Raw genomic sequence first — 13,945 nt, 5'->3', positions numbered from 1 at the left:
TGGTGTAGCCAGCTACACCACTATTTCGCCGGACAGCTCCCTCGATTCCCCGCCGGTCTCAACGAGAACATGGTGCGCATGACCGATACTTCCGCCGCCGTCACGCAGGTGCTCGACACCGCGCCCGCGAAACCGGAACCGTCCGCGCAACATGCGTTGCGTACGGTGCTTCGGGCGCCGATCCAGGCACGGACTTGGAAAGAGCTCGCCTACCTCGTCGCCGTGCTCCCCCTCGGCATGATCGGCGTCACGTACCTCTACCTAGGAACCGTGTTCAGCCCGTTCGCTGCCGCGACCATCATCGGGATTCCCCTGGTCGCGCTGGTGGTGCTCGGTGGCCGGGTCTGGGGTCAGGTCCATCGCGCGCTGGTCCGGAGCCTGCTGGACACCGAGCTGGCCGCGCCGCCGCTGTTTCGTCCCGAGCGCGGGCTGCTCGGGTTCACCAAGGGCGCGTTCACTGATCTGGCGAGCTGGCGGGCGCTGGCGTTCTTGCTCGTGCAGGCCGTGCTGGGTGTGGTGATCAGCTATTTCGTGTTGGTTGTCGCCGCGATGACCGTTTTCACGGCAATCTCACCGATCCCGTGGGTGCTGCTGCATCCCACCAATATCGACGCCGACGGCGTGGAACGGCATTCGATGGTGCAGTTCGGCGACTATTACTTCGACACTTGGCCGCGGGTGCTCGGCTTCGCCGCGATCGGCGTCGTCGGTTGTTTCGTCCTGCCGTGGCTGATCCGGTTGACCTGCCTGATACACCGGTGGACCGCCGCGTCGCTGCTCACGCCGACCAACCGCGAGCGGATGGCACAGTTGGAGGAAAGCCGCCGGGTGGCGGTCGAGGATTCCGCGGCCACCCTGCGCAAGCTGGAGCGCGATCTGCACGACGGCACCCAGGCCAGGCTGGTCACCATCGCGATGGCGCTCGGTCGTGCCGAGGAACGGGTAGCGCAGGGCGGCGACGCGAGCGAGCTCATCGCCCAGGCGCACGCCGGATCCAAGGAGGCGCTGGTCGAGTTGCGTGAACTCGTCCGCGGTATTCACCCGCCTGCCCTGGAGCTCGGACTGCAGCCTGCGCTGGAAACCCTCGCCGCGCGGTGCTCGTTACCGGTCGAGCTGCGGGTGTATCTGCCGGAGCGGCCGAGCCCGGCGATCGAGGCCATCGCGTACTTTTCCATCGCCGAACTGCTGACCAACGTCGTGAAGCACGCCGAAGCGTCCCGTGCCTGGGTATCGGTTGCGCCGTCCGGGGCCGGGCGTATCGCGGTCAGCGTGCGCGACGACGGTATCGGCGGCGCGCCGTCCCCCGGCGAGCCCGTTGTGGGCAGCGGCCTGTCCGGGCTGGCCGCCAGGGCCGCGACCGTGGACGGTGAGCTCATCGTCGACAGCCCGCTCGGCGGCCCGACCGTCGTCACTCTCACCCTCCCGGCAGCGGGGCAGGGATGACCGCGAACAGTTCATCGCTGCGTGTGGTGATCGCGGAGGACAACGCCATCCTCCGCGACGGTCTGGCCGGGCTGCTCGCCGAACGCGGACATGAGGTGGTGGCCATGGTCTCCGACACCACCACCCTCGCCGATATCGTGGGCGAACAGGCACCCGATGTGGCGGTCGTCGACGTCCGGATGCCGCCGAGTTTCACCGACGAGGGCCTGCTGGCGGCGATCGAACTCCGCCGCAAATACCCGCTGACCGGGGTGCTGGTGTTCTCCCAATGGGTGGAGACACGCTATGCCACCGAACTGCTCGCAGGAGGCGCGGGTGGCGTCGGGTATCTGCTCAAGGACCGGGTGGCCGATATCGCCGATTTCCTGGACGCGCTGGACCGTGTCGCGACCGGCGGCACCGCCCTGGACCCGGAGGTGGTGAGTCAACTGATGGGTGCGGCACGCCAGCAGCAGGCGCTGGACCGGCTGACCCCGCGTGAGCGGGAGGTCCTCGAACTCATGGCGCAGGGACTGACCAATATCGCCATTGCCCGCGCGCTTACGGTCACCGAACGCGCCGTGGAAAAACACATCGGCAATATCTTCACCAAGTTGGACTTGCCACCGTCGGACACCCATCATCGCCGGGTGCTGGCCGTGCTCCACCTCAGGGGATGAGGGCAGCCGCCGGGAAACGACGGTTCGTACCGTTCACCGCCGCGACGGTCAGCGTGCCGCGGTATGGGCCTCGGGGTCGGCGAGCAGATATTGCGCGGCGCTGTAGGTCGCCAGGATGACCCCCTCGGTCAGGCGGCGGGAGCGGGAGCTGCGGGCGAACAAGCGGCGCAGCACGATCAGGCCGTCGGACACCGTGAACAACAGGGCACCCAGGCCGAGCCGACTGCGCGGGTCGGCGGACGGAACATTCAGCCCGGCAACGCTTTTCGCTGCGGGTGCGAGAGCCGGATCGGAGGCGAGGGTGCCCGCTACGGCGAGGGTCGCTCCGTATGCGGTGAGTGGGACGGCAACCGCAGGGGCTTTCGCCCGCAGCAGCGCCCCCGCACCCAGCCAGGCCAGCACACGCTGCGCGACGATCGCGGGACGCGGTTTGGCACCGCGGCGCGACCACAGCACCGCGTAACCGGTCTGCATGACCGCGAACGACGACGCGCCCGCCACCAGGCGGCGGTCGTCGTCCGGGTCGATGAGCAGCACATCACCGACGGTGGCCGCGCCGAGCGACCCCAGCAGCAGGCCACGGTCGACCGGGTCCAGCGCGGTGCCGTTGCGCGCGATATCGGCCGCCAGCAGCGGCATCAGCAACGGCTTCGCGAACCATTGCAGCCGGTCTCGGCCGGTGACCGCACCGGCGACGGTCACCGCGGCGGCGGCGAGATAACCCACCCGGAAGGCGCGCACGGTCTAGAAGCTCGGTTCTTTGGGGGCCGGCGGCAGGGTGACCACCTGGCCCGCGTAGCTCAACCCGGCGCCGAATCCGAGCAGCAGCGCCAGCTGACCGCCCTTGGCTTTGCCGGTGACCAGCATTTCCTCCATGGCCAGCGGAATCGACGCGGCGGAGGTGTTGCCGGTGTTCTCGATATCGCCTGCCATCGGGATCTCGTCGGCCAGGCCGAGGTTCTTCTTCATCAGCTCGTTGATCCTGGCATTGGCCTGGTGCGGGATGAACACCTCGATATCGTCCTTGGACACCCCGGCGACATCCAGGGCGGCCGACAGTGCGCGCGGCAGCGTGACCGCCGCCCAGCGGAACACCCGCGGTCCCTCCATTCGCAGCGACATCCGGCCCAGCGGCTCCACCTTCGGGTCGGTGCCCTGCATTTCCTGGGCGCGCTGCATGTAGTCGATGAAGTTGACGTCCTGGCTGATCGCGCTCGCGTTCTCGCCGTCGCTGCCCCACACCGTCGGGGAGATACCGTTCTCCTCGCTCGGCCCGACGACCACCGCGCCCGCACCGTCACCGAAGATGAACGCCGTCCCACGGTCGGTGGGGTCTATGCCGATCGTCATCGTTTCCGCGCCGATCAGCAGCACATATTCCGCCGAACCCGAGCGGATCAGATCGGTGGCCACCCCGAGGCCGTAACCGAACCCGCCGCAGCCGGACACCAGATCGAAGGCGGGGATCCCGTTGATGCCCAGATCGCTGGCGATGATGGGGGCGCCGTGCGGGGTCAGCATCGGCCAACTCGAGGTCGCCAAAATGAGGGCGCCGATCTTCGAGCGGTCGATTCCGCTGTTGTTCAGCGCGCGCTCGCCTGCGGCGGCGGCGATGGAACGCAGCGTTTCGTCACCGCTGATCCAGCGGCGGTTGCGGATACCGCTGCGCTCGTAGATCCATTCGTCGGAGGAGTCGAGGACCTCGCACACTTCGTCGTTGCTGACCACCCGCTTCGGCCGGTAGGCGCCGATACCGAGCATTGCGACATTGTCGCGTCCCTTCTTGCCTGCAATGCTCACCACGACGAACTCACACGACCCTTCGACTACCGAACAAAATCAGTCAACAGGCTATCGGAGGGCGAACCAGTGTCAGCACAAGCCCGGAGGGCGCCTCATCCCAGCGCCAGATCTGTCAAACCGAGAATAGACCGGTATTCCAGTCCCTCCGCGGCGATGACCTGATCTGCACCGGTTTCGCGATCCACCACGGTCGCCACCCCGACGACGGTGGCACCCGCCTCGCGCAGCGCCCGGACCGCGGTGAGCGGGGAATTTCCGGTGGTAGTGGTGTCCTCGACGACCAGCACCCGTTTGCCGGTGATATCGGGGCCTTCGATCTGCCGCTGCATACCGTGTGTTTTGGCGGCTTTACGCACCACGAACGCGTCGATCGGGCGGCCGGGTGCGTGCATCACGGCAAGTGCGACCGGGTCGGCGCCCATGGTCAGCCCGCCTACGGCCGAGAAATCCCAGTCGGCGACCAGCTCGCGCAGTAGTTTGCCGATCAGCGGACCGGCGCGGTGGTGCAGGGTGGCGCGGCGCAGGTCGACGTAGTAGTCGGCTTCCTTCCCTGACGACAGGGTCACCTTGCCGTGCACGACAGCCAGCTCGCGCACCAGAGCGGCCAAACTGTCCCGGTCGGTTGTTGCCTGGTCGATCATATGAGTCCTTCCGCGTGTAGACACCTCGCGCCACAGCGGTTCGGCGAGCCCGCCAGCACCTGGTGAAGGATACGGTGTGCGCGGCGGCTGCCGTATGCGTCGTCCCCGGTTCGGCGTGGTCCGGCGACGGCGAGCCGCGATCGGGTTACCTCGGCACCGGTCCCTGGTAGGGGCGGAAACCGGGATGGAACGGGCCGCCCGGTAAACGGGGCGCGTCGTCGTCGGGTAGGTCGGCAGCCGGTTCACCACGTTCCCCGTCGGCACGGAGGTCGGCACGGTTGCCGCCGCGGGAGCCGGGGACCACCGCGAGGCTGGGGCGGCGCCGGGTGTTCGCCGCGGGCTCGTCACGATCCTCCGGCTCCGGCGAACGATCGAAGCGGGTCTCGGGGTCGCGTCCGGTGGGCCGGTCGTCATGTTCGTCGTCGTAGTCGCGGGGCTCTTCGCGGCGTATCCGGACGCGGGGCGCATCGTCGGCGTCGTCACCGGCGACGCGACCACGGCCGCGGGCCTGCGGACGGGGTTCGCGCTCGTCGCGCGGTTCGGAAACCGGCGGCAGCACATGCAGCAGACCGGACAGGCGCAGCACCGCGTCGATCGCGGTCTCCCAGTCCTTCGATGTGGTGCCGACCGATAGCATGCCGAGGGTCCAGTTGCCCTCGCTCCACAGCATCTGCACGGTTTCCGGCAGCGATTCGATGAACGCCACCATCCGCTGGTCCACGGCGTGCCTGGCGATTTCGGGATTGGTGGCGAAGACGACCCGGTCACCGATCGCGCCGAGCAGCTCCAGGTCGGCGTCCTTGGGCGGGGACGCGGTTTTCAACCGCATATCCACATCGATATCGGAGCCGATCTGCCTGCGGACGGCGACCAGCGTCGCGGAATCCTCCAGGTCGAGCAGCACGAACTTCTCGCCCTTGCGGATACCGGTCACCACGTCGACCGCGGTCAGATACCCGAGTTTGGCCAGCGCACCGCGGCGCCAGGTCGAAGCGAGCGTCGGCTCCACCGATACATAGGTGTATCCCTGAGCTTTCGCCCACACCTGGCGCGCATGACCAGTCCGCTGCCGTTGCCGCCGGTCGAAATACAGCAGCACGATCGCCCCTACGAGAGCGATTGCCGCCAGCCCGAACCACATTGCCGTCATCGTCGCCTAGCCTAACCAGCCGTTCTGGTGATTGCCCTGCACCGTCGCCGCGCGCCGCAGCGAATCGTGCCGTCACCACGATTGTGGCTCATCGTCCCGGGCCCGGCATCGCGGCACTGATGATGAGCTGCGCGTGTATCGACCCGTCCGGTGCCCGATCCCCCTGAACGACCACCAGATCACCGGCAGGCAGATCCGTGACCGAGGTGCCCGCCAGCGAGATCACCTGTGTTTCCGGCCCCGTGTGCACCGTGACATCGGACCCGTCGAGCGAGCTGATCGTGAGGGTCGCGCCGTCATTGGCATCGATCCTGCCCATCACCGCACCCGCGCTACCCGGGTCTTCTGTACCCGGGTAGCTGGGGAACACCAGCGGCGGCTCACTCGGCTCGGTACCCCGATCCGGCAGCCTGCCCTGTGTCGGTACCGGCGAGGTGCCGGTTTCGCTCGCGGTGGTTGCGGAGTCATCCCCGCCGAACAGCAGTCCCGCGAAGACGCCGAGCAGCCCGACCAGCAGCACCACCGCCAGTCCGAGCCCGATCCACAGCCCGGTATTGCGCTTCGGCGGTCGTGGCGGCCCACCTTCCGGGGGTCCACTGCCCGGCGACCACGCCCCGGCGCGATACGCCTGCTGGGTCGGCACCCCCTGCTGGTCATAACCGTAAGTTCCGGAGCCGTCCCAGCCGCTGTCGTAGGTGGTCAACTCCCGCGTCGGGTGCGGCCCCTGCGACCACGCCTGGTATGTCTCGTTGCCCGGATACGCCGTGGTCGGCTGCCCCGGCTGCCCGTAGGCCTCCGTGTAATCGCTGGTGTGCAGCGGTTCAAGCGATTCTGCCGCCGATTTCCCCGGCTGACCCAGGTGTTCGGTCGGCTCATCCGGCCGCCGCGCCCAGGGATCGTTCGGGTTGGTCATATACCCCAGCGTATGTGTTCGGTGTCCGGATGCGCCGAAGTTCGCCGCACCTGCGGGTTCGGGTACCGGTCCCGTGGCACGCCCTCCCCGGGACCGGTACCGGTCTCACCTGCCGACCAGCAGGCTGTCCCCGTTGGGGCTCACGTTCACCTTGACCGTGTCCCCGTCGGCAACCTCCCCGGCCAGCAATTCCTTGGCCAAGGTGTCGCCGATGGACTGCTGGATCAGCCTCCGCAGCGGCCGCGCACCGTATGCCGGGTCGTAGCCTCGCACGGCCAGCCAGAACCGCGCCGAATCGCTGACATCCAGCTTCAACCTGCGCTGCGCCAGCCGGTTCTGCAGCTGATCGAGCTGAATATCGACGATCTGCTCCAGTTGTTCCTCGTCGAGCGAGCTGAACATGACCACATCGTCGAGCCGATTGAGGAATTCCGGTTTGAACGCCGATCGCACGGCGTTCATCACGAACTCCTTGTCCCCGCCCGCACCGAGATTGGAGGTGAGGATGAGGATGGTGTTGCGGAAGTCGACTGTGCGTCCTTGGCCGTCGGTGAGCCTGCCTTCGTCGAGGACAGCGAGCAGGATGTCGAACACATCGGGGTGCGCTTTTTCGATCTCGTCGAACAGCACCACGGTGTAGGGCCTGCGCCGGACGGCCTCGGTGAGCTGACCGCCCTGGTCGTAGCCGACGTATCCGGGCGGAGCGCCGATAAGCCGGGCCACCGAGTGCTTTTCGCTGTATTCGCTCATATCGATGCGGACCATGGCGCGTTCGTCGTCGAACAGGAAATCGGCGAGCGCTTTGGCGAGTTCGGTTTTACCGACGCCGGTGGGGCCGACGAACATGAACGATCCGGTGGGCCGGTTGGGGTCGGCGACACCTGCGCGGGCGCGGCGTACCGCATCGGAGACGGCCTGTACGGCTTCGGTCTGCCCGACCACACGGCGTCCCAGTTCGGTTTCCATGCGCAGCAGTTTCTGGGTTTCGCCCTCCAACAGCCTGCCGACCGGGATTCCGGTCCATGCCGAGATCACTTCGGCGATATCGTCGGGACCGACTTCTTCTTTGAGCATGACCTCGCCGTCGGCGGCAGCACCCGAAGCTTTTTCGGCTTCGGCGAGCTGCTTTTCCAGGCTGGGGATGCGGCCGTAGCGCAGTTCGGCTGCCTTGCCGAGGTCGCCGTCGCGTTCCGCGCGTTCGGATGCGCCGCGCAGTGATTCCAGTTCCTCTTTGAGGACGCGGACCTGATCGATGGCGCTTTTCTCGTTCTGCCAGCGGGTCATCAGCTGGTTGAGCTTTTCGCGGTCGTCGGCCAGTTCGGAACGCAGTTTCTCCAGGCGCTGTTTGGAGGCTTCGTCGGTTTCCTTGCTCAGCGCCACCTCTTCGATTTCCAGCCTGCGCACCGCGCGTTCGACCTCGTCGATCTCCACGGGCCGGGAGTCGATTTCCATCCGCAGCCGGGACGCAGATTCGTCGACCAGGTCGATCGCCTTATCTGGCAGGAATCGCGAGGTGATGTAGCGGTCGCTGAGGGCGGCGGCGGCGACCAGCGCAGAGTCGGTGATCCGTACGCCGTGGTGCACCTCGTAGCGTTCCTTGATACCGCGCAGGATGCCGATGGTGTCCTCGACCGAGGGTTCACCGATCAACACCTGCTGGAAGCGGCGTTCCAGGGCGGCGTCCTTTTCGATGTGCTGGCGGTACTCCTCCAGGGTGGTAGCGCCGACGAGGCGCAGTTCGCCGCGGGCCAGCATCGGTTTGATCATATTGCCGGCGTCCATCGCGGATTCGCCGGTGGCGCCTGCGCCGACGATGGTGTGCAACTCGTCGATGAAAGTGATGATCTGCCCGGCGCTGCTCTTGATCTCTTCGAGTACGGCCTTGAGCCGTTCCTCGAATTCGCCGCGGTATTTAGCGCCCGCCACCATGGCGCCGAGGTCGAGGGAGATCACGGATTTGCCGCGCAGCGATTCCGGGACGTCGCCTGCGACGATACGCTGCGCAAGTCCTTCGACGATGGCGGTTTTACCGACACCGGGTTCGCCGATGAGCACCGGGTTGTTCTTGGTGCGCCTGCTCAACACCTGGACGACGCGGCGGATTTCGGTATCCCGCCCGATGACCGGGTCGAGTTTGCCGGAACGTGCGGCGTCGGTGAGGTCCGTGGAGTACTTCTCCAGCGCCTGGTAGCTGCCCTCAGGGTCTGGGTTGGTGACGCGGGCGTTGCCACGCACGGTGGTGAATGCCTCGCGGAGCGCGGCCGCGGTGGCGCCGTATTTGGTGAGCAGCATGGTCACGTCGGAGTCGCCGTCGGCGAGGCCGACCATGACGTGCTCGGTGGAGACGTATTCGTCACCGAGTTCGGTGGCCAGCCGTTGCGCCGCGGTGATCGCGGCGAGCGCTTCGCGGCCGAGTTGTGGTGCGGTGGTGGCGCCGGTCGCGCGGGGCAGTCGGTCGACGATGTCCTGCGCCTCGCGGCGAACTGTGGCCGGATCGGTGCCGACGGCCTTGAGCAAGGGCGCGGCAATACCGTCGGTCTGATCCAGCAACGCCACCAGCAAGTGCGCCGGACGGATCTCCGGGTTGCCCGCCGTGGACGCGGCCTGGAGGGCGGCGGTGAGCGCCGCCTGAGTCTTGGTGGTGGGATTGAACGAGTCCACGAAGCACCTTCCTGCTTGTCGATGTCTTTCCCGGCACCGGGTGCGCCGCCATCGTCGCGGGCGGGTGCCGTGTCTTAACCGTTCAACGTTCAAAAGGTTGAGTCTGTTCCGCTCAAGTTTGAATTACTGGTCCTGCACGGCAGGCATTCCCCGCACGCCGGAAGCTACGCTGTCCCTACCGGGCGCATACGATGGGTGCTGCGGCTGCTGGTTGGTTGGCACATCACTCTCCATCCAATGAAGGAGCGAACGATGCGCGCGATCGTGGTACGCGACTTCGGGGCAACACCGGAGCAGGCCGACATGCCGAAACCGGAGCCGGGACCGGGCGCGGTACTGGTCCGTATCGAGGCCGCCGGGGTCAACCCATTCGACCGGAAGATGGCCGACGGCATTCTGGACGGCAAATTACCGCACGATTTCCCGATGATCCTGGGTGTGGACGGTGCCGGGACTGTCGTCGCGACCGGAACCGGTGTCAGCCGGTTCGAGATCGGGCAGCGTGTGGTCGGTAAATTCTTGACCCCACCCGTCGGCCACGGCTGCTTCGCCGAGTATGCGGTGGTCCCGGAGAAAGCCACCCTGGTCCCCATCCCGGAGGGCGTCCCCATCGTCACCGCGGCCGCGCTGCCGACCGCGGGCGTCACCGCGCAGGACATCGTGGACGCGGCCGCGCCGCAGTCCGGGCAACTGATGCTGGTCGTCGGCGCGACGGGCGGCGTCGGCTCGTTCCTCGTCCAACTGGCCAACCTGGCGGGAGCGCAGGTGATCGCCACCGCCCGCAACGACGCCGCCGACCAGATGATCCGTCTCGGCGCGACCGAAACCATCGACTACCGCCGCGCGCCGATCACCACCGCCCTGGCCGCCGCCCACCCCGAAGGTATCGACATCCTGGTCGACCTGGTCAGCCCGCCCGAGGCGCTCGCCGAACTCACCGCACTGGTCCGCGACGGCGGGTCGGTGTATTCGACGGTCTTCGCAGCCGACGAACAGGCATTGGCCGCGCGCGGTATCACCGGCGGCAATATCGATTCCAAAGGCCGGGCCCCCGAGCTGGCCCGACTGCTGAACCACGTCGCCGAGGGCGATGTGGTGGTGCCGGTCGAGACCACTGTTCCGCTGAACGAAGCCGCCGCGGTGATCGCGGGCCGCGCGGCGAACGGGCCGGGGGCGCGCGGGAAGACAGTGCTGACCATATGAGCATCCCGAACCGACCGGACCGGCACCGACGCGGCCCGCTATACCCCGTTGCCCAACTTCTCAAACCAGCAATCCGGCCTATCTGACACGACAACGGATTTTTCAGGGATACTGGTCCGCGGAGAACTGCCTGTTACGGCAACGTTCCCGGGCAGCAACTGAGGGAAAGGAAGCTCCACGCCGTGGATGCGCGTTCGGCAGCGCTGGTCCGCGCCGATTTCCGTGCGGTGCTCGACGCACCTCATGGACCCGAGCGGTTGATCAGCGCTTTTTATGGTCACCTGTTCGCGGAGAGTCCGCGGCTGCGGGAACTGTTCCCGCCCGCCATGGACATGCAGCCGAAACGGATGGTCACCGCTATCCAGTACATGCTCGACCACCTCGAGGACTGGGACCGGGCCCAGGCCTTCCTCGAACAACTGGCCCGTGACCACCGCAAATATGGGGTGGAGGCCGCCCACTACGATATGGCGGGCCGGGCGCTGCTCGCGGCGTTCCGCACCTATCACGGCGCGAACTGGAACGACGAGCTCGCCGCGGGCTGGGCCGATATCAGCCTGCTGATCTCCGCCGCGATGGCGATCGGCGCGAACTCCGACGACTCCCCACCGTATTGGGAGGCGACCGTGGTCGGGCATCGCCACGTGCTGGAGGATCTGGCGATCGTCCGCCTGCAATCGGACAACCCGATCCCCTACCAGGCGGGCCAGTACGTTCCGGTCGCGGTGCCGCAGCGGCCGAAGATGTGGCGTTATCTTTCCCCTGCCATCCCGGCCAACCCGTACGGCGAGATCGAATTCCATGTGCGAAAGGTCCGCGGCGGCTGGGTGAGCCCGGCCATCGTGAACGAGACCACGGTGGGCGACCGATGGCTGATCGGCGGTCCGCTCGGCGGGCTGCACGTCGATCACGACAGCGGCCGCGATGTGCTGATGATCGGTTCGGGCACCGGTATCGCCCCGCTGCGGGCACAGCTGATCGAAATGGGTAGGCGCGGCATCAATCCGCGCGTACATTTCTTCATCGGCGGCGCGTACCCGTGCGAGCTGTACGACGTGGAGAACATGTGGCAGCTGTCGCAGAGCAACCCGTGGCTGACGGTGGTGCCGGTGTGCGAGCACAAGACCAACCCGTGGTGGTATCCGCATCCGCCGGCCGACGCACCGTATGGGATGCACCGGCGTCTGGTCGGTAATCTCGGTGCCGTTGTCGCCAGTTTCGGGGCATGGGAGGACCGGCAGATCCAGATCGCCGGATCGGCGAAGATGATCGCCGACACCCGCCGCGCCCTCATGGCGGTCGGTACTCCGGAGTCGATCATCAGCTCCGACCCCGTGTAGGTGTGAGAGAAGGTATGGACATGGATCCGCATACGCCGGTCAACGGCGCCGATGTCGGCAACGGCACGGCCCCGCTACCGACGGAATGGACCTCGACCGTCGTCGGGCATCATCGGCTGCGTCATGACCTGGCTGTGATCCGGTTGATCGGCGAATTCGTCCCGTTCGCCGCGGGCCAGTCGGTCCAGGTGCAGGTGCCGCAGTTTCCGGAGTTGCGCCGCCGCTTCTCCCCCGCGCTGCCGCCTTCGCTGGACGGCAAGCTGGAGTTTCATGTGCGCACGGTGCCGGGCGGCTGGTGCAGCGGCTCCATTGTCGCCGATACACAGCCCGGCGACGAGTGGGTCATCGGCGCACCCCAGGGTTTGTTCACCGTCGATCCCGACGGCGACGATATCGTGATGATCGCGGGCGGAACAGGTTTGGCGCCGATGCGTTCGCAGATCCTCGAACTGGCGCGGCGGGAGTCTCAGCCCAATACCTATCTGTTCGTCGGTGGGTCGTCGCCGCGCGATCTGTATGCGGCCGATATGTTGACGCTGCTTTCCGAGCAACTGCCGTGGTTGACGGTGGTTCCCGTGGTGGAGAACCTGGACGATCCGTCCTGGACCGATGAATGGTACGAGCGGTCGCGGGTGGATATCGGTTTCGTCCCGGACGATTACCTGAACGGCACACTCGCGGAAGTCATCGGCTCGCACGGCGCCTTCGATCAGCATCAGGTGCTGGTGTGCGGTTCGCCCGCGATGGCGCGTGCCACCGTCGATCGGCTCGTGGAAACAGGGACGCCGGCGGAGCGGATTCAGGTCGAAGGCGGCTGATTCAGAACAGCGGGTCGTGGCGGATATTCGCCGCGGGTGTACCGTTGGCCATGAGCCGGAATTTGGTGGTCTGCACCATCGACGGGGAACCGGCGATCTGCACATCGTGATCGGCCCAGGCCCCGCGGGCGGCGGCCACTTTCCCCACCTGCCCGGTAATCCTCGGCTCCAGACCCGGCCAGGTTTTGTCCACGAAATCTGTTTTCCACCATGGGTTTTCGTCGGTTTCAACGACCGGCGTAACAGTGAGCCATGCGTTATCGACCGCGAGCTTGCTCAGCGTTTCCAGATCGTACAGATCGCACGGATGGTGGCCGCCGAAGAAAACGTGCACCGCGGGGTTATCGCTGCGTTGTGCCATCGCGAGCAGTTGCGCGCGCAGCGGGGCAATTCCGGTGCCGCAGCCGATCATGAGCATCTTGCGTTCGATATTGCGCGGTACACCGAGCCCGCCCAGGGGCGAGCTGAGCAGCCAGGTGTCATCGGCCGCGGTATTGCTCACGATGGCGGGGCTGACCCAGCCGCCCAGCACACTGCGGATATGGAATTCGATCTCGCCGTCGGGATTCGCGGGCACCGCAGGCGACAGGTACCGCCACATCCGTGGCCGCGACGGAATCTGCACGCTCACGTACTGCCCGGCAGCGTAGGAGATCGGCTGGTCCAATCGCAGCCGGACCACGACCAGATTACGCAGCACTTCGCGCCGCTCCAGTACGGTGCCGGTCCAGACCGCCGGAGTGGTTTCCTGTTCGGCCGCCGCGAGCATGGTCCCCGCGATGAGGGCGAGCCCTTCATCCCAGGCCATATCCACCTCGTCGGTCCACAGTTCGGTGCCAGCGAACTGCTGCATCGCTGTCTTCAGCGCGGTGACCAGAGCCGCGTAATGTTCGTGCTGCACACCGTATTTGCGGTGATCACGGCCGAGTTGCGCGAGGAAGGGAAGAAGTTTGTCCGGCTCCTCCAGCCGGTCGATCGCGTATCCGATGGCCTTGACCAGACGTTCGCGCTGTTTCTCCATGGCGACCGGAAAGAATTCGCGGATATGGGGATACCGCGCAAACAAGATCGCGTAGAAGGAGGTGGCGAGCCGTTCGGCACCGCCGTCTTCCGCGCCGACCGCTTTGAACGTCGTTCTGATGAGCGCAACGGTCTGCGAATTCATATGCGTCACTACCCCATTTCACATTCGATCACCAGAATGTGCCGGCGAGTGAAGTGCTGCGAAACACTCGTCAGCAGCCGTGGCTTGGAGTGTAGGCCAGGTTTGCCGAGAGGGAAATAACGACAAAACCATTACCCGTAACACACCTG

At 66.5% G+C, this 13,945-nt stretch carries 12 protein-coding genes; 5 read left to right on the top strand and 7 right to left on the bottom strand.

Translation table 11 applies throughout. The annotated features are described in order from the left end of the window. Positions 1–78 precede the first annotated feature (78 nt). Together B0T44_RS12030 and B0T44_RS12025 are read left to right on the top strand one after the other, a co-directional pair. Complete coding sequence (locus B0T44_RS12030; protein WP_254854155.1) at positions 79–1,443, top strand: sensor histidine kinase; 1,365 nt, start codon at positions 79–81, stop codon at positions 1,441–1,443. After that, positions 1,440–2,102, top strand: coding sequence for a response regulator transcription factor (locus B0T44_RS12025; protein ID WP_077115549.1), 663 nt, complete (start codon positions 1,440–1,442; stop codon positions 2,100–2,102). The genes B0T44_RS12030 and B0T44_RS12025 overlap by 4 nt, the downstream gene beginning before the upstream one ends. 48 nt (positions 2,103–2,150) lie before the next feature. On the opposite strand, the gene B0T44_RS12020 is transcribed toward B0T44_RS12025, so the two are convergent. The 6 genes from B0T44_RS12020 to clpB form a co-directional block, all read right to left on the bottom strand. Next, on the bottom strand, positions 2,151–2,843 hold the full coding sequence (locus B0T44_RS12020) for a lysoplasmalogenase (RefSeq protein WP_077115548.1): 693 nt from the start codon (positions 2,841–2,843) through the stop codon (positions 2,151–2,153). A 3-nt stretch (positions 2,844–2,846) separates the two neighbouring features. Next, positions 2,847–3,905, bottom strand: a complete 1,059-nt coding sequence (locus tag B0T44_RS12015; RefSeq protein ID WP_077115547.1) for a beta-ketoacyl-ACP synthase 3 — start codon at positions 3,903–3,905, stop codon at positions 2,847–2,849. Between the two features lie 92 nt (positions 3,906–3,997). Then, positions 3,998–4,546 (bottom strand): orotate phosphoribosyltransferase, encoded by a 549-nt coding sequence (gene pyrE, locus B0T44_RS12010; protein ID WP_077115546.1) that lies wholly within the window; start codon positions 4,544–4,546, stop codon positions 3,998–4,000. Positions 4,547–4,691: 145 nt separating this feature from the next. Continuing rightward, on the bottom strand, positions 4,692–5,696 hold the full coding sequence (locus B0T44_RS12005; protein WP_254854154.1) for a TtfA family protein: 1,005 nt from the start codon (positions 5,694–5,696) through the stop codon (positions 4,692–4,694). A gap of 88 nt (positions 5,697–5,784) precedes the next feature. Then, positions 5,785–6,609 carry a DUF5666 domain-containing protein gene (locus B0T44_RS12000; RefSeq protein WP_077115544.1) on the bottom strand — a complete coding sequence of 275 codons (825 nt, stop codon included), beginning with the start codon at positions 6,607–6,609 and terminating at the stop codon, positions 5,785–5,787. Between the two features lie 105 nt (positions 6,610–6,714). Beyond that, the gene (clpB, locus tag B0T44_RS11995) at positions 6,715–9,270 is read right to left on the bottom strand and encodes an ATP-dependent chaperone ClpB (protein WP_077115543.1); all 2,556 of its coding nucleotides are present in this window, start codon (positions 9,268–9,270) and stop codon (positions 6,715–6,717) included. Between the two features lie 252 nt (positions 9,271–9,522). Here clpB and B0T44_RS11990 point away from each other — a divergent pair, with 252 nt between their 5' ends. The 3 genes from B0T44_RS11990 to B0T44_RS11980 all read left to right on the top strand — a co-directional run bounded on the left by B0T44_RS11990 (position 9,523) and on the right by B0T44_RS11980 (position 12,631). Further along, positions 9,523–10,473 carry an NADP-dependent oxidoreductase gene (locus tag B0T44_RS11990; RefSeq protein WP_077115695.1) on the top strand — a complete coding sequence of 317 codons (951 nt, stop codon included), beginning with the start codon at positions 9,523–9,525 and terminating at the stop codon, positions 10,471–10,473. 182 nt (positions 10,474–10,655) lie between these two features. Further along, positions 10,656–11,813 (top strand): FAD-binding oxidoreductase, encoded by a 1,158-nt coding sequence (locus tag B0T44_RS11985; protein WP_077115542.1) that lies wholly within the window; start codon positions 10,656–10,658, stop codon positions 11,811–11,813. A gap of 20 nt (positions 11,814–11,833) precedes the next feature. Beyond that, positions 11,834–12,631, top strand: coding sequence for an FAD-binding oxidoreductase (locus B0T44_RS11980; RefSeq protein WP_077115694.1), 798 nt, complete (start codon positions 11,834–11,836; stop codon positions 12,629–12,631). Position 12,632: 1 nt separating this feature from the next. Here B0T44_RS11980 and B0T44_RS11975 read toward each other — a convergent pair whose 3' ends face one another. After that, the gene (locus B0T44_RS11975) at positions 12,633–13,796 is read right to left on the bottom strand and encodes a globin domain-containing protein (RefSeq protein WP_077115541.1); all 1,164 of its coding nucleotides are present in this window, start codon (positions 13,794–13,796) and stop codon (positions 12,633–12,635) included. Positions 13,797–13,945 lie beyond the last annotated feature (149 nt).

This window comes from Nocardia donostiensis, assembly GCF_002081715.1.
Classification (GTDB): Bacteria; Actinomycetota; Actinomycetes; order Mycobacteriales; family Mycobacteriaceae; genus Nocardia; species Nocardia donostiensis.
Note: the sequence above shows the minus strand (reverse complement) of the source record. Positions and strands in the feature narration are given on the sequence as shown.

Excerpts from the sequence above, each read along its gene's own strand:
- B0T44_RS12005 (WP_254854154.1), bottom strand. The coding sequence starts at position 5,696 with ATGACGGCAATGTGGTTCGGGCTGGCGGCAATCGCTCTCGTAGGGGCG.
- pyrE (WP_077115546.1), bottom strand. The coding sequence starts at position 4,546 with ATGATCGACCAGGCAACAACCGACCGGGACAGTTTGGCCGCTCTGGTG.
- B0T44_RS12030 (WP_254854155.1), top strand. The coding sequence starts at position 79 with ATGACCGATACTTCCGCCGCCGTCACGCAGGTGCTCGACACCGCGCCC.
- B0T44_RS12025 (WP_077115549.1), top strand. The coding sequence starts at position 1,440 with ATGACCGCGAACAGTTCATCGCTGCGTGTGGTGATCGCGGAGGACAAC.
- B0T44_RS11980 (WP_077115694.1), top strand. The coding sequence starts at position 11,834 with ATGGATCCGCATACGCCGGTCAACGGCGCCGATGTCGGCAACGGCACG.
- B0T44_RS11990 (WP_077115695.1), top strand. The coding sequence starts at position 9,523 with ATGCGCGCGATCGTGGTACGCGACTTCGGGGCAACACCGGAGCAGGCC.
- B0T44_RS11975 (WP_077115541.1), bottom strand. The coding sequence starts at position 13,796 with ATGAATTCGCAGACCGTTGCGCTCATCAGAACGACGTTCAAAGCGGTC.
- B0T44_RS12000 (WP_077115544.1), bottom strand. The coding sequence starts at position 6,609 with ATGACCAACCCGAACGATCCCTGGGCGCGGCGGCCGGATGAGCCGACC.